General features: G+C 36.2%; 14 protein-coding genes. 3 read left to right on the top strand and 11 right to left on the bottom strand.

Features of this window, described 5'->3' with window-relative positions; all coding sequences use genetic code 11:
- Positions 1-248: 248 nt before the first annotated feature.
- The 5 genes from EKM03_RS12000 to argS all read right to left on the bottom strand — a co-directional run bounded on the left by EKM03_RS12000 (position 249) and on the right by argS (position 6,399).
- A complete protein-coding gene (locus EKM03_RS12000) occupies positions 249-1,175 on the bottom strand; it encodes a magnesium transporter CorA family protein (protein WP_126516494.1) in 927 nt (308 codons plus the stop codon).
- Positions 1,176-1,402: 227 nt separating this feature from the next.
- On the bottom strand, positions 1,403-2,284 hold the full coding sequence (locus tag EKM03_RS11995; protein WP_126453576.1) for a bifunctional 5,10-methylenetetrahydrofolate dehydrogenase/5,10-methenyltetrahydrofolate cyclohydrolase: 882 nt from the start codon (positions 2,282-2,284) through the stop codon (positions 1,403-1,405).
- Positions 2,285-2,361: 77 nt separating this feature from the next.
- The gene (gene ffh / locus EKM03_RS11990) at positions 2,362-3,711 is read right to left on the bottom strand and encodes a signal recognition particle protein (protein WP_126461544.1); all 1,350 of its coding nucleotides are present in this window, start codon (positions 3,709-3,711) and stop codon (positions 2,362-2,364) included.
- Positions 3,712-3,839: 128 nt separating this feature from the next.
- Entirely contained in the window at positions 3,840-4,556 is a 717-nt protein-coding gene (locus EKM03_RS11985; protein WP_233584089.1) for a hypothetical protein, read from the bottom strand.
- A 52-nt stretch (positions 4,557-4,608) separates the two neighbouring features.
- Positions 4,609-6,399 (bottom strand): arginine--tRNA ligase, encoded by a 1,791-nt coding sequence (argS, locus tag EKM03_RS11980; RefSeq protein ID WP_126555075.1) that lies wholly within the window; start codon positions 6,397-6,399, stop codon positions 4,609-4,611.
- 229 nt (positions 6,400-6,628) lie between these two features.
- On the opposite strand from argS, the gene EKM03_RS11975 reads away from it, so the two are divergent.
- Positions 6,629-10,915 carry a T9SS type B sorting domain-containing protein gene (locus tag EKM03_RS11975; RefSeq protein ID WP_158616372.1) on the top strand — a complete coding sequence of 1,429 codons (4,287 nt, stop codon included), beginning with the start codon at positions 6,629-6,631 and terminating at the stop codon, positions 10,913-10,915.
- 197 nt (positions 10,916-11,112) lie between these two features.
- On the opposite strand, the gene EKM03_RS11970 is transcribed toward EKM03_RS11975, so the two are convergent.
- From EKM03_RS11970 to EKM03_RS11960, 3 genes are all read right to left on the bottom strand, one after another.
- Positions 11,113-11,793: a copper homeostasis protein CutC gene (locus EKM03_RS11970; RefSeq protein ID WP_126576467.1), complete on the bottom strand. Its 681-nt coding sequence runs from the start codon at positions 11,791-11,793 to the stop codon at positions 11,113-11,115.
- Positions 11,794-12,789: an isoaspartyl peptidase/L-asparaginase family protein gene (locus tag EKM03_RS11965; RefSeq protein WP_126562284.1), complete on the bottom strand. Its 996-nt coding sequence runs from the start codon at positions 12,787-12,789 to the stop codon at positions 11,794-11,796. It lies immediately after the preceding gene.
- Between the two features lie 151 nt (positions 12,790-12,940).
- Positions 12,941-13,948, bottom strand: coding sequence for a 3-oxoacyl-ACP synthase III family protein (locus EKM03_RS11960; protein WP_126453562.1), 1,008 nt, complete (start codon positions 13,946-13,948; stop codon positions 12,941-12,943).
- A 291-nt stretch (positions 13,949-14,239) separates the two neighbouring features.
- Between EKM03_RS11960 and EKM03_RS11955 the strand changes: the two genes are divergently transcribed.
- A complete protein-coding gene (locus EKM03_RS11955) occupies positions 14,240-16,651 on the top strand; it encodes a prolyl oligopeptidase family serine peptidase (protein ID WP_126740476.1) in 2,412 nt (803 codons plus the stop codon).
- 205 nt (positions 16,652-16,856) lie between these two features.
- Here the strand turns inward: EKM03_RS11955 and EKM03_RS11950 are convergent, their stop codons facing one another.
- From EKM03_RS11950 to EKM03_RS11940, 3 genes are all read right to left on the bottom strand, one after another.
- Positions 16,857-17,804: an ABC transporter ATP-binding protein gene (locus EKM03_RS11950; protein ID WP_126740495.1), complete on the bottom strand. Its 948-nt coding sequence runs from the start codon at positions 17,802-17,804 to the stop codon at positions 16,857-16,859.
- A 103-nt stretch (positions 17,805-17,907) separates the two neighbouring features.
- Positions 17,908-18,603, bottom strand: a complete 696-nt coding sequence (locus EKM03_RS11945; protein WP_126461562.1) for an OmpA family protein — start codon at positions 18,601-18,603, stop codon at positions 17,908-17,910.
- Positions 18,604-18,620: 17 nt separating this feature from the next.
- A complete protein-coding gene (locus EKM03_RS11940; RefSeq protein ID WP_126740475.1) occupies positions 18,621-19,097 on the bottom strand; it encodes a lipocalin family protein in 477 nt (158 codons plus the stop codon).
- A 180-nt stretch (positions 19,098-19,277) separates the two neighbouring features.
- On the opposite strand from EKM03_RS11940, the gene htpG reads away from it, so the two are divergent.
- Positions 19,278-21,179 (top strand): molecular chaperone HtpG, encoded by a 1,902-nt coding sequence (htpG, locus tag EKM03_RS11935; protein WP_126568750.1) that lies wholly within the window; start codon positions 19,278-19,280, stop codon positions 21,177-21,179.
- Positions 21,180-21,345: the final 166 nt, after the last annotated feature.

Here is a 21,345-nt window from a genome sequence, read left to right as displayed (position 1 = left end):
AATGTAGTTTATAAATTTGGCCTATCCTAAATTATGCGAAAAATATTTCATAAAGCCATCATTAACAAGGCGCTTTAACTCTAAAAAAGACCATTATTTGGTGTATACAGCTATTATTTAACCCTAAACATAGTATTATACTTTTATTTCAAAATCATTATTTTGGAAAATTAAAACTTTTTGATACACTATTAAAGTAAATCCATAGTCTCAGGAATAGTGAAATTTAAAGTTGAAATCTATTTCTATCAAAACCATCTTTTTCTTTTGAACAAAAACACACCAAAAGCAGATAATAAAACAGATACAGAAATGACAATCCAGATTCCATAACGATTGTCTTGTAAATCATTAGGCACATTCATTCCGTACAAACTGGCAATCAATGTTGGAATCATCAGAATAATCGAAATCGAAGTCATCTGCTTCATAATCGCATTCATGTTATTAGAAATCACAGAAGCGTACGCATCCATAGTTCCCGTTAAGATGTCGCTATAAATATTAGTGGTTTCCTGTGCCTGACGCAATTCAATTTCAACATCCTCCAGTAAATCTAAATCAAAATATTCTTTTTGGGACTTTATATTCTTGATTCGATGCAATAGGATATCATTCCCTTTCAAGGAAGTCATAAAGAATACCAAACATTTTTCTATTTGAAGCAACGCTTGTAATTCTTCATTTTTAATTGACTTTTCTAAATTGTCCTCGGCTAATCTTATTTTTTGATTGACTTGCTTTAAATATTTCAAAAACCAAACACTGGAAGAAAGCAATAATTTGAGCACTAAATCGAAGTTGTCTTTAATGTTTATATTCTTACGTTTGGTATAGGTTACAAAATCAGTAAGCATTTCCGTTTTATGAAAACTGATGGTAATACAAACTTCTCCTTTAAAAACAACTCCAACAGGAATCGTATGAAAAGGCAACTTCACATCATTACTTTTCACAGGAATTCGCATGATAATCAAAGTCCAACCATTTTCAATTTCTATCCTTGGTCTTTCGTCAATATCTTCAATGTCGTTATAAAATGCTTCGGGAATTTGTAATTCGTCGAGTAAATATTTTTTTTCGGCTTTGGTAGGACATTCAATATTTATCCAGCAGTTTGGAGTCCATTCAGCGGTGGCAATTAATCCGTTATTGTTTTTGTAAAAAGCTCTCATTTCAAAAATTCTATAGGTTTATGTACAGCCTCTTGAAAATCGTTCAAGCGCTATATTAGTTCAACATTTCCGAATAATAATCGTCCATTTTAAAGGTCTTTTTTTAAGTGGTACAAAAGTATTCTTTAAATTCTATTTCCGCATCAATTATCAGAATTTTATACATTTTTAAACTAAAAAAAGCCTTAAACTGGTGTCTAAGGCTTTCAATCAAAACTATTTTCTCTTTATTTATTTCTTTTCATTTCCCGTGCCAAAAGCGTATTTTTCAATAACATTGCAATGGTCATAGGTCCTACTCCACCCGGAACCGGAGTAATAAACGATGCTTTTTTACTTACATTTTCAAAATCAACATCACCGGTAATCACATATCCTTTTGGATGTGAACTATCTTCCACTCTGGTAATACCCACATCAATAACCACAACACCTTCTTTCACCATATCTGCTTTTAGGTAATTAGGAACTCCTAAAGCCGTAATAATGATATCGGCATTTTTAGTGTATTCTTCTATGTTTTTGGTTCTACTGTGCGTAAGAGTTACAGTTGAATCCCCTGGATAACCTTTGCGACTCATCAAAATACTCATTGGTCGACCCACAATATGGCTTCGCCCAATAACGACAGTATGCTTGCCCGCTGTTTCTACTTTGTAACGTTCTAACAATTCCATTATTCCATAAGGCGTTGCGGGCAAAAACGTTTCCATTTCTAAAGCCATTTTTCCAAAATTGGTTGGATGAAATCCATCCACATCTTTATCAGGATCAATAGCCATCAGGATTTTCTGCTCGTCGATGTGTTTGGGCAAAGGCAATTGAACAATGAAACCGTCTAATTCATCATCTTCATTGAGGTCTTTGATTTTCGCCAATAATTCAACTTCCGAGATGTCTTCCGCTAAAGAAACCAATGTAGATTCGAATCCTATTTGTTGACATGATCTTACTTTGCTGCCAACATAAGTCAAACTTGCGCCGTTTGATCCAACAAGAACCGCTGCTAAATGGGGCACTTTCTGCCCGTCAGCTTTCATTTTCTGCACTTGAATAGCAATCTCGCTTTTTATATCTTCCGCAGTTTTTTTTCCGTCTAGTAATTGCATTTTTATTTAGTTTAATGTATTAAAGCCGAAAGTCTTAAAGTCATTACAACTTTAAGACTTTCGGCTTTTGACTCATTTTATCTCATTCCTGGCATTCCACCTTTCATACCACCCATCATTTTCATAAGGTTTTTACCTCCTGGCCCTTGCATCATTTTCATCATCTTGCTCATTTGTTCGAACTGTTTCATCAATTGATTCACCTGTTCGATTTTGGTACCGGAGCCTTTAGCAATTCGGGCTTTTCTTTTCACGTCAATTAGAGCCGGCTTGCTCCTTTCAACTGGAGTCATCGAGTGAATAATGGCTTCAATATGTTTGAAAGCATCGTCTTCTATTTCCACATCTTTCATGGCTTTTGAAGCACCTGGTATCATTCCAACCAAATCTTTCATATTACCCATTTTCTTTACTTGTTGAATTTGAGAAAGGAAATCATCAAAACCGAATTCATTTTTGGCAATTTTCTTTTGTATTTTTCGTGCTTCTTCTTCATCAAATTGCTCTTGGGCTCTTTCGACCAAAGACACAACATCTCCCATTCCCAAAATTCTTTCGGCCATACGAATTGGATAGAACACATCAATGGCATCCATCTTTTCCCCTGTACCTACGAATTTGATTGGTTTATTAACAACTGATTTGATCGAAATTGCTGCTCCACCACGCGTATCTCCATCTAATTTAGTCAAAATAACCCCATCAAAATTTAATCTTTCGTTGAAGGTTTTTGCTGTATTCACAGCGTCTTGTCCGGTCATTGCATCCACTACAAACAAGGTTTCTTGTGGCTCGATGGCTTTATGAACACGTTCTATTTCGTTCATCATTTCCTCATCGACAGCTAAACGACCAGCAGTATCGACAATCACGACATTGAATCCATTTGCTTTTGCATGTTTGATTGCGTTTTGAGCAATTTCAACCGGATTTTTATTTTCTGGCTCGGAATATACCTCCACTCCTATCGAATCTCCAACTACATATAATTGTTGAATTGCCGCTGGACGGTAAATATCACAGGCCACCAAAAGTGGTTTTTTGTTCTTTTTTGTAAGAAGATAATTCGCTAATTTCCCCGAGAAAGTAGTTTTCCCCGAACCTTGCAAACCAGCCATCAAAATAACCGTTGGATTCCCGGAAAGATTGATTCCGGCAACATCACCACCCATTAATTCTGTCAATTCATCTTTTACTAACTTTACTAGTAATTGTCCAGGTTGAAGCGTTGTCAATACATCCTGTCCAATTGCTTTTTCTTTTACTTTGGTGGTAAAATCTTTGGCGATTTTAAAGTTGACATCCGCATCAAGCAAGGCTCTTCGAACTTCTTTCAACGTTTCGGCTACATTTACTTCCGTGATTTTTCCGTGACCTTTAAGTATATGAAAGGCTTTATCTAGTTTATCGCTTAAATTATCGAACATACTTTTTTTTCTCTTTAATTAAGGCGCAAATTTAAGCATTTGATTTTGAAGTTTAAATAGTATTATAAATAAAAAGAGGCTATCTTCTTCAGATAGCCTCTTTTATTATACGATCAATTAACTTTAGATTAATCGTTGTCGTCTAAATCTGTTTCATTTTCTAGTAAATTTTTTATGAAGTCGCCAATATCGTTGTGACTATCTTCATTACCAGTACTAATTTCGATAACTCCGTCTCCATCGGTATCTAATAATAGGCCTTGGTCTGCCAAAGTTGTTAATTTATTCATTAAAGCATCAAGATGTATTTTAATGTTTAAAGACAAATCATTACTGTTGATAGTGAAATCTTTGTTTTGGTCTTCAAAATCCAATTCAAGTTCGGCATCCTCATCGCTCCAGATAATAAATGGTTTCCCATTTATGGTTCCTTTAATCAAATAAGTCTTACCATTCATTTCATCAAGTAAAGTAGATTTTTCGAATTTAAATTCGATTTCCTCATATCTCGCATTCGGAACATTTACAGAAGTAATAAATGGACTTAACGTTAGGTTTGGATCAAGCAAGTCTAATAAAAAAGGCCCATTAAGTTTAACGTCATCATATTTAGGATCCATACTGTACATCGCATCTTCCATGTCGGTTTCAAATTCGATATTCCCAATATTAATTTTAAAATCAGTAAAAACTACTGTAGAGGCAGCAGTACGAGCATTTAGAGAAGTCTTAGCTGTTGTAGACACCGCGGAGGCTTTCAAGGTTACATTCCCTCCTGAAGCGGGATCATTTGTACAAGAACTTATTACAAGTGCAAGTAAAGCTAAGATTGAAATTTTTTTCATAATCGTATTTTTAAATTATTAAGTAATTATTAACGCAAAAAATATGCCATTATTACATTCTTTCTGGCACACTAATACCCAATAGTTTAAAGGAAGCCGCTATAGTATCTGCTACTTTTTTAGATAATTGAACTCGGAAAATTTTCTTTTCAAAATCTTCTTCGCCAAGAATAGGAACCGCCTGATAGAATGAGTTGTATTCCCGAACTATATCATAGGTGAAATTTGCAAGCAAAGCCGGACTGTGATGCTGTGCTGCATTTTGTATCACTTCAGGAAACAACGCTAACTGTTTCACCAATTCTTTCTCTTTTTCATGAAGTATTGCAACTTTTGATTTATTCGAAAAGTCAAAATTCGCTTTACGAATAATAGATTGAATTCTGGCATACGTATATTGAATAAACGGACCGGTATTTCCGGCAAAATCTACCGATTCTTCGGGATTAAATAGGATTCGCTTTTTAGGATCTACTTTCAAAATATAATATTTCAAAGCACCCAAACCAATAGTTTTATATAGCTCACTTTTCTCTTCCGCAGAATAGGTGTCTAATTTCCCTAAATCTTCTGCTATTTTTTGCGCTGTATCTATCATTTCCTGCATTAAATCATCGGCATCAACAACCGTTCCTTCACGGCTTTTCATCTTTCCAGAAGGCAAATCTACCATTCCGTATGATAAATGAAATTGGTTTTTAGACCAATCAAAACCTAATTTTTTCAAGATAAGAAACAACACTTTAAAGTGATAATCCTGCTCATTTCCTACGGTATAAACCATTCCGCCTACATCTGGATAATCTTTCACACGCTGGATTGCCGTACCAATATCTTGCGTCATATAAACTGCAGTACCGTCAGAACGCAATACAATTTTACGGTCTAAACCTTCGTCCGTTAAATCAATCCACACGGAACCATCCGGATCTTTTTCGAAAACGCCTCTGTCTAAACCAATCTGAACAACATCTTTTCCTAATAAATAGGTATTACTTTCGTAATAATATTTATCGAAATCGACTCCAAGGTTTTTATACGAAATAGCAAAACCGTCATAAACCCATTGGTTCATAGTTTTCCAAAGCGTGATTACCTGTTCATCTCCTGCTTCCCATTTTAGTAACATTTCTTGCGCTTCCAAAATAATTGGTGCTTGTTTCTTTGCTTCTTCTTCTGTTTTACCTGCGCTTATTAATTGCGCTATTTCTTCTTTGTACTTTTTATCAAAAGCAACATAATAATTACCAACTAATTTATCTCCTTTTAATCCTGTTGATTCTGGAGTTTCTCCGTTTCCGAATTTTTGCCAAGCCAACATCGATTTACAAATATGGATTCCTCTATCATTAATGATTTGAGTTTTGTACACTTTTTTACCAGAAGCTTTAATAATCTCTGCCACCGAATATCCTAAAAGATTGTTGCGTACGTGACCTAAATGCAATGGTTTATTGGTGTTTGGTGAAGAATATTCCACCATTACGGCTTTGTCTTCAGTCCCGACGCTTCGGGATGGAGTAACGAAACCAAAGCGTAAATCGTCTTTTATTTCATTAAAGAAATCCAAATAATAGTCATCAGAAATAACAATATTTAAAAATCCTGAAACAACATTAAATCGACTCACTTCTACCATGTTTTCGACCAAATAAGTTCCTATTTTATTCCCTAGCTCTACAGGATTACTTTTGACTACTTTCAATAATGGGAAAATAACCACAGTGATATCTCCTTCAAATTCTTTGCGTGTAGTTTGAAATTCTACTTTGTCAATAGCAATGCCAAATATGGCTTGAACCGCTTTTTCGATCGAAGGCGTAAGAATTTGTGATAATGTCATTTTATGTGTTTATTTTAAGGTTACAAATATAGTATTTAATTAGAAAAATCATTTAGAAAATCGATATGGAAACTCATAATAGCATTACTAAAGATTCTATTCTTCAGAGAAGAATTTTTAGTAAATTATAGGATTAAAATTACAAATATGTTTAAAAATACTATTGCATCGTATTAATTTACTTTTTATCGGTTTTTTGTATATTTGAAATATGCAATTAATTAATAATATGAAAAAAATTCAACTCCTGTTTTTATTATTATTTAATGCCGTTTGTTTTTCACAATCGGTAACAATCAATACATCTACTTACACGGCGGATCAATTGATTAATGATATCTTAATCAATTCACCTTGTGTATCCGGAACCAATGTCACTTATAAATCCGGTTCGTTTTATGGCTCAACAAATGGTATTGGTTACTTTGAAAACAGCAATGCAAATTTCCCGTTCGCAAATGGTGTCGTTTTGAGTACCGGAGATGTTAATAAAATTATCAGTCCCAATACTACTATTTTAAGTGATGGTAATTCAGCTTGGCTGGGCGATACTGATTTGGAAAGAAATTTACTTTCTCAATCAGGAATAACTATTAATTCTATAAATGCGAGTTACATTGAATTTGATTTTCAACCAAAAACACCTAATTTTAATTTCTCCTTTGTTTTTGCTTCAGAAGAGTACGGAACCTCCCAATGTAACTTCTCTGATGCATTTGCATTTCTTTTAAAAGATGTAACGGCTGGAAGTTCAAATATAAATTTAGCCGTAATTCCAAATACAACTGTTCCGGTTTCTGTGGAGACAATAAGAGATGATGCCTATAATCAGAATTGTCCTTCTGCCAATCCTAACTATTTTGGAGCTTTTAACGGCAGTGGATTTGGTCCTGCAATAAATTTTAATGGACAAACTGTTTCAATGTTAGCTTCAGCGACCGGTTTAGATATCAACCATATTTATCGCATCAAATTAGTTATTGCCGATGGAGGAAATAATACAGGTTATGATTCTGCCATTTTTTTAGAAGCAAATAGCTTTAACATCGGACAAGATGTATTAGGATTTGATTACACAGTGGCGAACAATACTGCTATTTGTCCTGGAAATACTTTACCAACATTATCTGCAATGGGTTTAAGTCCCGGAACCACTTTTGTATGGAAAAAACAAGGAATAGCATTTTCTCCGGCACAAACAGGAGAAACATTAGACCTCAACACAATTACTCCACTGGTTAGTTCCGGAATTCATACCTACAGTGTCACGTATAAAGAACCTGAATGCATCGCGGTTACCGATGAAATCATTATAGAAATTTATCCTAAGATTGGTGTATTAAATACCGTTCCTAACATTTACGCCTGTGATACCGGAGCTTCATCCTCTGATTTTGATTTAAATAAAAACAGCATAATCATTCTAGCCGGCGTTAACCAATCGTCCGGAACAGCTGGTGTTTTAGATGATTTGCCCGCAGACACTATTATTTCCTATCACCTAACTAATGGAGATGCCATTGGGAATACTGGCGCAGTACCAATCCTTCAGACGATTGCGAGTATTGAAAGTGGCAAGCAAATTTTTGTCAGAATTGAAAACCCAAATACATTATGCTATGAAATCAGGTCTTTCCAATTGCTTATTGTTCCGCCACCACAAATTGCAAATACCCCGGTAGCTGCAACATTATGCTCCAGAAATTTATCTGAAAGCCCTTTAAAAGCTAATTTCAATTTGACGTCACAAATTGCATCGATCATAGGTTCTCAAAATACCTCGGACAAGATACTTACTTTTCACTCCTCATTAGTAGGAGCTAATAACAATGCAAACATCATAACTCTAAATTCGAGCAACCAATTGTTATCGCCAAGTGCAACGTTGTGGGTGCGTTTACAAAATATTACAAATCCTAATTGTTATGTTGTTACTAGTTTTCAATTATTAGTATCTCCATTACCTAAAGTCGATGTATTAAACGATGTGTTTGTTTGTACGTCTTATACCTTACCTGTATTGCTAAATGCCGGAGCACAATATTGGACTGGAACTAGTGGAACTGGAACACAACTTTTTGCCGGAAACGTGATATCTACAACGACAACTAATTTATATGTTTTCAATCAATCCGGAGTGTGTACCAACCAAGATTCTTTTAATATTACTATTGCAAATTTAAGTACTATCACACCCGCTTCTGAAACCTATTGTACAAAATATAAGCTTCCGCCTTTGTCCTATGGTAAATATTTCACTCAAAGCGGAGGCAGTAGCGCCCCAGGAAACACACAATTAGCTGCTGGATCCACAATAAATACTCCGGGAATAAACAGGATATATGTATGGTTTGAGGACACTACGGTTACCCCGTCTTGTACACAAGAAAACCCTTTTGATATCACAATAATACCCTTTACTGCATTGCCGAATTATGTAAATCAATTTGCATGTACATCCTATATCCTGCCGGCGGATCTCAATGGTGGCGTCTACTATACAGGCAGTAGCAAGAGCGGATCTCTTTTGTCTGCAGGAACAGTAATAAATACAACTACTCAAATCTACGTCTATAAAGAAACAGCTACGTCTCCAAAAAATTGTGCTGATGAAAAAACATTTAAAGTTTTTATTAATCTATTAAGCATCACGCCTCCAACAGATGTAAATTCCTGTTCTGCCTACAAACTGCCTGCATTAACAGTAGGAGAATATCGAACTGCTCCTGCGGGTGGCGGAACAGTTATTCCTGCCGGAACATTCATTAATGCCACTACAACACTTTGGTTTTATGTCACAGGTCAAACGTGTACCGATAATTTACGTTTTACCATTACGGTAAATATTGCACCTTTACCAGTATTAGCAGATACAGATCCGCATTGCGACGTCTATTATTTACCTGCAGTAGCACATTCAGGAAATTATTTCACGGGAACTTTAGGAACCGGTGCGCTTCGGCCAGTGGGCTATCCTGTAACGACAACGCAAATCATGTATTTTTATGACAAAGCTACTTCCGGACCCTGTTATGTGCAAGAAGAGTTCTTAATTACCATTAATAAATCGCCTGCAATTGATGCAAAACCGGTTGAAGTTATTCGATGTGGCCAAAATTATATTTTAGATAATTTGATAAACGGAGAATATTACGAATTTGCAGGCGGACCATCGCCCACAAATCCTGTTTTACCTCCCGGTACCATTTTGAAAACCTCAAAAACAATCTATGTTTATGCTCCTGCTACCGTCACTAACAGCTGTGTATCGGAATACAGCATATATGTTTTAGTCACTTTTGTAAATGACATAGCAGATCAATATGCCTGCAATAGTTTTAATTTACCAACCATAGTAGGGATTGGAAGTTATTACACCGCTTCAAATGGTCCCTATGGAACTGGAGTGCAATTACTGCCTCCTTATTCCCCAATAACTACCACAGCAACGCTTTTTGTATATGTAGAAAACAACAATAGAGTTACCTGCATTGATGAAGACCCTTTTATTGTCACCATTTATAACACTCCAATTATAACACCTATTACTCCTGTCACCAGATGTGAATCTTTTGAACTTCCTTCGTATACAGCTCCTGTAACACGATATTTCACTAATCCAGGTGGTCCAGGAAGCAACAACACTGAAAAATTCCCAGGGGATTTCATCACTGTTTCAACCACTATTTATGGCTATGCCCAATCAGGAACATCAGGAACAGTGATTTGTCCTGCCGAAAAACCGATGGTAATTACTATCACCAAAAAACCAAAACCAGTCCTTATCGTTCCTACCATTTGTATCGATATTGATACCGGAATCACTACCGATGCCTTGATTGAAAGTGGATTTACTGCACCACAATATTCCTTTGAATGGAAAAGTGAAGATGGAACTTTAGTAGGTACAGCTGAGAATTTGTCAACAAATGAACCTGGAAACTATACGCTCACTGTTACGAACTTATCCATTTTTGGCTGTACTGCTGACAGCGTCCCTTTTACGGTTATTGAATCTTCAAAACCAGCCTCTGTAACTTATACAACCAGTGGGTGGTTCACGGACAACCAAACCATAACTGTTATTGCCATCCCATTTGTAGGTGATGGAAGCAATTTCTTATATTCATTAGATGGAGGTTCCCCTCAAGAGCGTAATGTATTCACCAATGTGAGTTCCGGAATTCATGAAATAACGGTCAGCGATGCCAATTGCGGAACTTTCACCATTCCAGTAACAGTGAAACTTATCAACAGCCCTAAATTCTTTACTCCAAACGGAGATGGATTTAACGATACCTGGAACATCACCGGAATACCAAATCAAGAAAATTTAAAATTATATATTTTCGATCGTTATGGAAAACTATTGAAAGAACTATTGCCTAACGGTTCCGGTTGGGATGGAACTTTCAATGGATATGCACTCCCAGCGGATGATTACTGGTTTTCAATTTCCTATACTGAGGACTCTGTTTTAAAAGAATATAAATCCCATTTTTCTTTGAAACGATAAAAACTTCTCTATTATTTTATAAGGTTTTTATTAATATAAAACCTTTTTTTTGTTATTTAAATAAAAAAAGCAAAATGCTTGTAACAAACTAGCCTTTCCTTAGTCTACTCTAAATCAAAAGAAACTCATTTTAATAGTTTGTTACAAAAAGAAAAACCCGGAGTATGCCAACTCTGGGTTTTTTGATTTATAAAGTTTTACAGGGATTCTAAATTTGCTTTTAGGGCTTGGATCTCCAACTGATTTGCTAGTTCCCCTGCATCAATAATTGCGGAAGAATGATAGAAAATAGCTTTTGTTTTTTGTTTTAATGCGGTAATATTAACAGAACGCAAACCGCCGCCCGGCATAATTATAATTCGGTCAGTTGCTTTTCTAACTAAGGCTGCCAAAACATCGATACCGTCAACTACATTTGTTTCTTGTCCAGAGGTCAAAATGGTTTTAAAACCACATCCGATTAGCGATTCAAGTGCTTGAAATTTATTTTCTACTCCATCAAAAGCACGATGAAACGTACAAGGCAATGGGTTTGCCAAAGCAACTAAATCCTTATTTTGTTGTTCACTGATACTACCGTCTTCGTTTAAAATTCCAAAAACAAAACCATCAACCTGAAGTTTTTTGAATGCCAAGATTTCTGATTTCATTTGTGCCACTTCAGAATCAGAATAAACGAAATTCCCACCACGAGGCCGAATCATAACATTCAAGTCGATGGTGATTTTATCGCGAACAATTTTAGTAAGTTCTAAATCTGGCGTTGTTCCGCCCGCTGTTCTATTGACACACAATTCAACCCTGTCAGCACCACTATTTTCAGCAATTATAGCCGATTCTAAATTAAAACAGGCAATTTCCAGTTGTGCTTTTTTCATTTATTTCAAAAAATAATCGGCATCAATTAATCGGTTTCCAGATGTATCATGGACAGCATAGTTGAAACCGCCCTGAATGCAATACGAGCCATATTCTCCTTTTTTATTTAAGGCAATGAAACCAACTTGGATATCTTTTACATTTTTATTTCTTTTACGGGTCAAATTTACGATTCGGGCAACCGCTTCCTCACACGCTTTTTGTGGTGATTTTCCTTGGCGCATCAGCTCAACCACTAAGTGACAACCAGAAATCCGAATCACTTCTTCTCCATGTCCTGTGGCCGTGGCCGCACCAATTTCATTGTCTACATACAATCCAGCGCCAATAATCGGGGAATCACCCAAACGTCCGTGCATTTTAAAAGCCATTCCGCTAGTGGTGCATGCGCCAGAAAGATTACCGTCAGCATCCAATGCAATCATCCCAATGGTATCATGATTTTCAATATTGGCAATGGGTTTGTATTGGCTGGTTTTCAACCACTCTTTCCATTCTTTTTCAGATTCTTCCAACAATAAATTTTCTTTTACAAAACCTTGCGACAACGCAAACTGCAAAGCACCATCACCTACCAACATGACATGCGGTGTTTTTTCCATCACAGCGCGAGCCACCGCAATGGGATGTTTTATAAACTCCAAACATCCTACTGAGCCTATATTGGCGTTTTCATCCATGATACATGCATCAAGTGTGACGCGACCGTCTCGATCTGGTCTTCCGCCATAGCCTACGCTCCGTTCCGTAGGATCGGCTTCTGGAATTTTTACTCCGGCTTCGACAGCATCTAAAGCTCGTCCGTTATTTTTTAAAATTTCCCAAGCGGCTGCATTCGCTTGGATTCCAAAATTCCATGTCGAAAGCACAATAGGTTTACTTCCTTTTTTAGATGAAAAATCATTTTCTTCCTCTGGTTTCCCTTTGAATGAATGTAAAGCCATAGCTGCGGAAGCGAAAGCAGCTGTTTTCAAAAAATTTCTACGATTAGTCATTTTGATTGTATTACTATTGGTTGCATCAATTTTGAACTATAAATATAACGGTTCCTCTTTAAATAAAAAAAACCTGCACAATAATTTGCGCAGGCTTAGACTATTTATCAAAGAACAATTGGAATCGACATACGATTTATTGTACTACTATTTACCATTTAATAATGGCGCTACCCCAAGTAAATCCACTTCCAAAAGCGGCTAATACAACCGTATCTCCTGATTTTATTTTGCCTTTTTCCCATGCTTCAGTCAAAGCGATTGGTATAGAAGCGGCGGTAGTATTACCGTATTTCTGAATATTATTATAGACCTGATCATCGGTCAAGTTGAATTTCTTTTGGATAAACTGTGAAATTCTCAAATTTGCCTGATGCGGAATCAACATATTAATATCCGAAACCTGCAAATTATTCGCTTGTAATCCTTCATTAATTACTTCGCTAAAACGAACCACTGCATTTTTAAATACAAATTGTCCGTTCATGTACGGGAAATAACTCTCATCATCCGGATCATTATCTGCCAAGATATCTGTTATCCAACGGCCTCCCATTCCGGGCGCTTTTACAATTAATTCTTCGGCGTGCTGCCCTTCAGAATGCAAGTGTGTGGATAAAATTCCTTTGGTCAAATCCTCTTCTCTGCTCAAAACAGCCGCTCCTGCACCATCTCCAAAAATTACTGAAACCCCTCTTCCGCGCGAGGTCATATCCAATCCGGTAGAATGAACTTCTGATCCAATTACCAATACGTTTTTATACATGCCAGTCTTGATATATTGATCTGCCACTGATAAAGCATAAACAAATCCAGAACATTGATTTCTTACATCTAATGCGCCTACGGTTCTTAACCCTAAATCCCGTTGCACTAAAACGCCTGGACCAGGGAAATAATAATCAGGGCTTAATGTGGCAAAAACCACAAAATCGATGTCTTCCTTAGCAACACCAGAACGCTCAATAGCAATCTTGGCAGCTTTCACTCCCATAGAAGTCGTCGTGTCTTCTCCTTTTATAATATGTCTTCGCTCCTGAATTCCAGTTCTTTCCTGAATCCATTCATCATTAGTGTCTATAATTTTGGACAAATCGTCATTAGTCACTACGTTTTCGGGAACATAATAACCCAATCCTGCTATTTTTGAATGATACATATATTATTGTTATTTTATTAAAATACGAGTACAAATTTAAAACATACTTGAAAATATGAGCACACAAATTACTACTTTTTTAGCAATTTACAACTTTTATGCTTTTTTGCGCAATTTCTTGTTATACTTACAAATACAATCTGTTGAAGTGCTTAAAAATAATACTATTGTGACCTCATCCGGATCTGACTCAAACGTTAAAAAAAAGTTTTTGTTTCCAAATGTAACAAGATTCATTTATTTTAGACCAATTATTGATACTGCCAATGCTAATTTAAAATCATTCAAATTATGAAGTTAAAAATTCCATTTTTTTTATTTCTTGGACTGAGCTTAACCACTTTTGCACAAGAAAACTTAACCTATCAAAAACCATCTCAGTCCATATTGGATTTAGCGGATTATGAAAGAGCACCTTCAGTATCGATGGATACTAAAAAAGAATACATGTTGCTTACGTACAGAAATACGTATAAATCACTGGACGATTTAAACCAAGAAGAACTGCGTTTGGGTGGATTGCGGATTAATCCAATTACAAATATTTCCAGTACTGTTACATACGTGAACAACCTGAAATTACGCAAAATAAAAGACAAAAATGAAGTACAGGTTACAGGTTTGCCAACGAATCCTCGTATCAGTACTATCGGTTGGTCTCCAAATGATACAAAAATCTCATTTTCGCACACCACAGCTTCCGGAGTAGAACTTTGGGTTATCGATGTTGCTTCGGCGAAAGCCACCAAATTAACGGAAGCAACAGTGAATGCTAATATTGGAAGTCCGTTCAGCTGGATGAATGACAACGAAACTATTTTGGTGAAAATGTTACCAAAAAACAGAGCAGCTCTTTTGGATGCCAAAAAAGATTTACCAACCGGTCCGATAATTTCAAACGCCGATGGTGTAAAATCGCAGAACAGAACTTATCCGGATATGTTGAAAAACAAGAATGATGAAATCAATTTTGAGAACATCATGACTTCTGAATTGTACAAAGTAAACCTGAACGGAACAGCAACTTTATTCAAAAATGCAGCTATGTATGCGGGAGAAAGTTTTTCCCCTGACGGCAATTATCTAATGCTGACTACGATTCAAAAACCCTTTTCATACATTGTCCCGTTGAGTCGTTTTCCTTCAAAATCAGTAATCTATGACAAAGCTGGAAACGAAGTAAAAGTAGTCAATGAAGTGCCGCTGACGGAGATTATTCCTAAAGGATTTATGGCCGTTCGAAAAGGAAAAAGAAACATGAGCTGGAGAACCGACAAACCCGCAACATTAGCTTATGCTGAAGCTTTAGACGGTGGAGATCCTGCAAACAAAGTGGAATTCAGAGATGAAGTTTTTCTTTGGAACGCACCTTTTAATCTTTCCGCTACTTCATTGGTAAAAACACCACAACGCTACGACCGAATAATTTGGGGAAATGATACCGTGGCTATAATTACAGATGAATGGTATGATACCCGTAATACCAAAACGTATGTAATAAATCCCTCGAATCCAAGTCAGGCTCCAAAAGTAATTTTCGACAGAAATTCACAGGATGTATATTCTGATCCTGGAAATTTTGAAACCAGAAAAAACCAATACAACAGGTATGTTTTGGCTATCGAAAATGACAATGCATATCTTATTGGTAATGGATTTACTAAAAACGGGCAATTCCCGTTTATAAGTGAATTTAATCTGAAAACGTTGCAAGCAAAACGGTTGTATACTTCGACTTACACCGATAAAAAAGAAGACGTTTTGGAGATTGAAGACTTCAAAAAAGGAACGGTTTTAGTCCAAATCCAGTCTAAAAATGAATACCCTAATTATTACCTTAGAAATATTAAACAAAAAAACAAACTAACACCAATTACCGCATTCAAAAATCCTTTTGAAAGTATCAAAAACGTGAGTAAAGAAGTGATTAAATACAAGCGTAAAGATGGTGTTGAATTATCCGGAACGTTATATTTACCTGTTGGTTATGACAAAATCAAAAAAGAGAAAATGCCATTGTTGATTTGGGCTTATCCAGCTGAATATAAAGACAAAAATTCAGCAGGACAAAGCACACAAAACCCGAACGAATTTACATTTCCTAGTTATGGATCGTTCGTATATTGGGTAACCAAAGGCTATGTAGTTCTTGATGACGCAGCTTTCCCCATAATTGGCGAAGGAACAACGGAGCCCAATGATAATTTCATGACACAATTAGTTGACAATGCTGAAGCGGCCATCAATGCCGTGGATGCTTTAGGATACATCAACAGAAAAAAAGTAGCTGTGGGCGGTCATTCCTATGGTGCTTTTATGACCGCTAATTTACTAACGCATTCTAATCTTTTTGCGTGTGGAATCGCTCGAAGTGGTGCTTACAACAGAACGCTAACACCTTTTGGTTTCCAGACCGAACAACGCAACTACTGGGAAACTCCTGAAGTGTATAACACGATGTCACCATTTATGAATGCGGATAAAATGAAAACTCCCATGCTTTTGGTACACGGTGAAGCAGATAATAATCCGGGTACTTTCACTTTGCAAACCGAACGTTATTTTCAAGCTTTGAAAGGGTTAGGTGCTCCGGCAAGAATGGTAATTCTGCCAAAAGAAGCACACGGTTATGTAGCCAAAGAAAATATTTTGCATTTGCTTTGGGAACAAGACCAGTTTTTAGAAAAGTATTTAAAGAATTAATTCTAAAAAGGGTTCAGTGATCAGTTATTGAGTGATCAGTAAGTTGTACAAAAAAATTAACATAGCACAAAACCCCAAATTCACTTTGATTTTGGGGTTTTTGTTTATTACTACTTTTATAAAAGTTGAAAACGACTTCTACTTTCGATAGTTATCAGAACTGAAAATCACTGAATACTGAGCACTGTTTACTGAATACTAATCATCAGGATAACATCAAATATACTTCCTGATTTAATGCTAATTCCGAATCATGTTCAAAAAAAATCGCTCTTCTTTCAAAAGCTGCTTTGACTAAATAATGACTTCCTTTAAAATAACATTGTTTTACGACTACTTTCATAATGGCGTTGTCCACCACTTTTAATTGATGCGGATACAATAAAAGCGGCTGATCCGCTTCATCCACAAGTTCAATTAATTGAGACAATTTTAACTCATTTACCTCTCCAAAAAGAGAAGCAATATATTTGTTAGCGGGGTTTTCATACAAGGATTTAGAATCTCCTTTTGCTACTACTTTTCCGTTTTGCACCACTATTGTTTCATCCGAAAAGGACAAAGCATCAGTACTGTCGTGTGTGGCAATTATGCAGGTTACGCCTTTATCTTTTAAATACCGGAATAAATTGCGACGCAAAGAATTCTTTCGGAAAGAATCAATTTGACTGAAAGGCTCATCCAGCAAAATAATTTCGGGTTCCAAAGCTAAAACTCTGGCCAAAGCCACTCGCTGTTGCTGTCCACCACTTAGGAATTTCGCTTTTACTTTTGCGAAAGCGGTCATTTCGACCATTTCCAATAACTCTTGAATGCGGGCGTTCTTTTCGTCAGGATACATATTCGACAAAAATTTACCCACATTTTCTTCAACGGTTATGTACGGCATCAAATCGAAATCTTGTGCTAAATATTTAATATAATCTTCTCCCGGTATCAGATTGTATTTGGGACCCAAAATAGGTTTGTCATTATAAGTAATTGTTCCGTTATCCAAATCATATAATCCGTATATGAGTTTTAGCAACGTACTTTTACCGCAACCGCTTTCGCCAATAATAGCGGCGTTTTCCCCTTTTGCAATGGCAAAACTAACCTCTTCTATTACGGGCTTTTCAATGTAAGTAAAGGATATGTTTTTTATCTCGAGCATCATCTGTAATTAAGACTGCAAATTTACAATGTTTTATTGCAATTTGGACACAAAAAAAGGCTGCTTCTTGACGAAACAGCCTTTGTTTTTTGGTATTTTATACTTAATTTTTTCCTTCGGATTCAGCATCTTTAATCATTTTATCGTTTGCAGTAATCGCAAATTCAACACGACGGTTTTGACTTCTGCCATCAACTGTTTCGTTGGAGGCAATTGGATCTGCAATTCCTAAACCAGTCACTTGAAATCTACTGGAAGAAACCCCTTTGCTAGTTAAATAATTTCTAACTGATGCCGCTCTTTCTCCTGAAAGTTTCAAATTGTAATCCGCTGGACCTGTGCTGTCAGTATATCCGTAAATCGTAATATCAGTATCCGGATATTCTGAAAAAACAGGAACTAATTTATCTAAATTTGCTTTAGCACTGGCCGTCAATGAAGATTTATTAGTATCAAAACGCACTGCATTTTCATTCAAAACCAGTTTAATACCTTCTCCTACACGAACGACTTCAGCTCCAGGAAGTACTGCATCTATTTCTCTTGCTTGTTTGTCCATTTTGTTACCAATAACTCCACCGGCAACTCCACCAACAACTCCACCAAGTACAGCTCCCATTGCTCCATTACCGCCTTTTCCAAGATTGTTTCCAAGAACACCTCCCAGAACGGCTCCGGCAACAGCACCTATTCCAGCTCCTCTTTGGGTTTTATTGGTGTTTTTGATTGCTTCACAACTGGTAAACATTGAACCTATAATCATTATTGTTGCCATTGCAACTATTGAAATCTTTTTCATATCGCTATTTTTATTAATTAATTAACTTTCTGGAACTGATACACGACATCCGTCATTTTTCCTCCTACATCGATTTTATCGATCAATTGAAAAGAAGTTTCCGTTTGGTTTGCAAGGCGTAAAATATAACCGTCTCTCACTTTTCGCGCTTTTTCACCTGCATCAAGTACTTTCAATACAAATTGCTCGTCATTGTTAACAAACCATGTAATTGGGGAGCTAAATGCAACACAATTTACTTTGGTCAAAGCCATATTCCCTTTGTTATTATTCGAAATAAACTTCCACGTACTTCCAATAAAGCATTCGGAATCGGCAAGTTGAAACGTATTCACTTTAATATATTGTGAACCTGGATAGGTTACTGCGCTAATCACCCAGTCTCCTTTCATCATAACCTGAGCTTTTCTATCGGTGTTCGTACTCGTTACCGATGTTGACTTACATGCAAACATTAAAACCGCTAATGTGCATAATAAAATGATTTTTTTCATCGTTTGAAATTTATGTAATTAATGTTTTAACAAAGATACAAAGCAATAAAAACAAAATAGTTTCAAAATTAAATTATTTTATATCATAATTAACGCCTGCGCCAATTTGTCACTTCAACAATAATTGGTATTCTATTTGAAAGGATTTTATTCATAAAAATAAACTTAAAAATTCAAAATATGACAACAGGTAAAATTAATGTTTCGGTAGAAAACATCTTTCCCTTAATCAAGAAATTCTTATACAGCGATCACGAAATTTTCTTGCGTGAATTGATTTCGAACGGGACAGATGCAACTTTAAAACTGAAGCATTTAACCAGCATTGGCGAAGCCAAAGTAGAATACGGAAACCCAATTATCGAGGTAAAAATCGACAAGGAAGGTAAAAAACTGCACATCATCGATCAAGGTCTGGGAATGACAGCTGATGAAGTAGAAAAATACATCAATCAAGTTGCTTTTTCTGGAGCTGAAGAATTTTTGGACAAATACAAAGATTCTGCTAAAGATTCTGGAATTATTGGCCATTTTGGTCTTGGTTTCTATTCTGCTTTTATGGTTGCTGAAAAAGTGGAAATCATCACTAAATCTTTCAAAGACGAGCCAGCTGCGCACTGGACTTGTGATGGTAGCCCGGAATTTACTCTAGAACCTGCTGACAAAACTACTCGCGGAACAGAAATTATCTTGCATATAGCCGAAGATTCTTTGGAATTTTTAGAAGATTCAAAAATCAATCAGTTACTGAACAAATACAATAAGTTCATGCCTATTCCAATTAAATTTGGAACCAAAACAGAGAAAATAGAGCAAAAAAAGGGTGAAGAAGTTGCTGCAGAAGATAAAGACAAAATTTTTACTGAAGTAGAAGTTGACAACATCATCAACAACCCAAACCCGGCTTGGACGAAACAACCAACGGAGTTATCAGATGCTGATTACAAGGATTTCTACAGAGAAGTATATCCAATGCAATTTGAAGAACCGTTATTCCACATCCATTTAAATGTAGATTATCCGTTCAACTTAACCGGTATTTTGTATTTTCCAAAATTAGGTTCGGATTTACAAATTCAGAAAGACAAAATCCAGTTGTACCAAAATCAAGTGTACGTAACGGATAATGTTGAAGGAATTGTACCTGAATTTTTGACTATGTTAAAAGGGGTTATCGACTCACCGGACATTCCGTTGAACGTTTCTCGTTCTGGATTGCAAGCAGATGCTGCGGTGAAGAAAATCTCTAATTACATTACGCGTAAAGTTGCCGATAAATTAAAATCGTTGTTCACTGAAAACCGCGCGGATTTTGAACAAAAATGGAACGATATCAAAATCGTTTTGGAGTACGGAATGCTTTCCGAAGATAAATTCTACGAAAAAGCTGGAGCGTTTGTCTTGTATCCAACAGTGGATGGCAAATATTACACATTAGAAGAATTAAAAGAAAATCTTGCTGCAAATCAAACGGATAAAGACGGGAAATTAGTGGTTTTATATGCTGGAAACAAAGAAGCGCAACACTCTTATATCGAAATTGCAAAAGACAAAGGATATGAAGTTTTATTGTTGGATTCTCCAATTATCTCGCATTTAATTCAAAAAATTGAAGGCGACAACAGCAACATGACTTTTGTACGTGTGGATTCGGATCATATTGATAATATAATCAAGAAAGAGGAAACTACTATTTCTAAATTATCGGAGGAAGAGCAAACCAACTTGAAAACTGTTTTAGAAGCTATTGTTCCTAAACAAACGTATTCCGTACAACTGGAAGCTTTAGATAGCAATGCTTCCCCATTTATCATCACGCAACCGGAATTCATGCGTAGAATGAAGGAAATGAGTCAGTCTGGTGGCGGTGGAATGTTCGGTATGGGAAATATGCCCGAAATGTACAATTTGGTTGTAAATACTAATTCTGAATTGGCAACCAGCATTCTAAACAACAAAGACAAAGACGCTCAGGAAAGTTTGGTCAAACAAGCGCTTGACTTAGCGAAGTTATCACAAAACCTATTAAAAGGAGAAGCATTAACGGCTTTCGTGAAAAGAAGTTTTGAGCTGATCAAATAAGCAGCGAACCCATTTTATCAACTAAAATTATGTGAATCGCTTATTCCGAACGTGCTTCGGAATATCCAACATACTAAAGCTGTCCAACCTTGAACTGCCCCCAAATAATTAGACATTATCTGGGGGTATTTTTATGGAAAGAAAAGTCAGTTACAATTATGAATTT

The organism is Flavobacterium sp. GSP6 (assembly GCF_003984855.1).
Taxonomy (GTDB): Bacteria; Bacteroidota; Bacteroidia; order Flavobacteriales; family Flavobacteriaceae; genus Flavobacterium.
This window is presented reverse-complemented; position numbering and strand designations above follow the sequence as displayed.

Excerpts from the sequence above, each read along its gene's own strand:
- EKM03_RS12000 (WP_126516494.1), bottom strand. The coding sequence starts at position 1,175 with ATGAGAGCTTTTTACAAAAACAATAACGGATTAATTGCCACCGCTGAA.
- EKM03_RS11995 (WP_126453576.1), bottom strand. The coding sequence starts at position 2,284 with ATGCAATTACTAGACGGAAAAAAAACTGCGGAAGATATAAAAAGCGAG.
- ffh (WP_126461544.1), bottom strand. The coding sequence starts at position 3,711 with ATGTTCGATAATTTAAGCGATAAACTAGATAAAGCCTTTCATATACTT.
- EKM03_RS11985 (WP_233584089.1), bottom strand. The coding sequence starts at position 4,556 with ATGAAAAAAATTTCAATCTTAGCTTTACTTGCACTTGTAATAAGTTCT.
- argS (WP_126555075.1), bottom strand. The coding sequence starts at position 6,399 with ATGACATTATCACAAATTCTTACGCCTTCGATCGAAAAAGCGGTTCAA.
- EKM03_RS11975 (WP_158616372.1), top strand. The coding sequence starts at position 6,629 with ATGAAAAAAATTCAACTCCTGTTTTTATTATTATTTAATGCCGTTTGT.
- EKM03_RS11970 (WP_126576467.1), bottom strand. The coding sequence starts at position 11,793 with ATGAAAAAAGCACAACTGGAAATTGCCTGTTTTAATTTAGAATCGGCT.
- EKM03_RS11965 (WP_126562284.1), bottom strand. The coding sequence starts at position 12,789 with ATGACTAATCGTAGAAATTTTTTGAAAACAGCTGCTTTCGCTTCCGCA.
- EKM03_RS11960 (WP_126453562.1), bottom strand. The coding sequence starts at position 13,948 with ATGTATCATTCAAAAATAGCAGGATTGGGTTATTATGTTCCCGAAAAC.
- EKM03_RS11955 (WP_126740476.1), top strand. The coding sequence starts at position 14,240 with ATGAAGTTAAAAATTCCATTTTTTTTATTTCTTGGACTGAGCTTAACC.
- EKM03_RS11950 (WP_126740495.1), bottom strand. The coding sequence starts at position 17,804 with ATGCTCGAGATAAAAAACATATCCTTTACTTACATTGAAAAGCCCGTA.
- EKM03_RS11945 (WP_126461562.1), bottom strand. The coding sequence starts at position 18,603 with ATGAAAAAGATTTCAATAGTTGCAATGGCAACAATAATGATTATAGGT.
- EKM03_RS11940 (WP_126740475.1), bottom strand. The coding sequence starts at position 19,097 with ATGAAAAAAATCATTTTATTATGCACATTAGCGGTTTTAATGTTTGCA.
- htpG (WP_126568750.1), top strand. The coding sequence starts at position 19,278 with ATGACAACAGGTAAAATTAATGTTTCGGTAGAAAACATCTTTCCCTTA.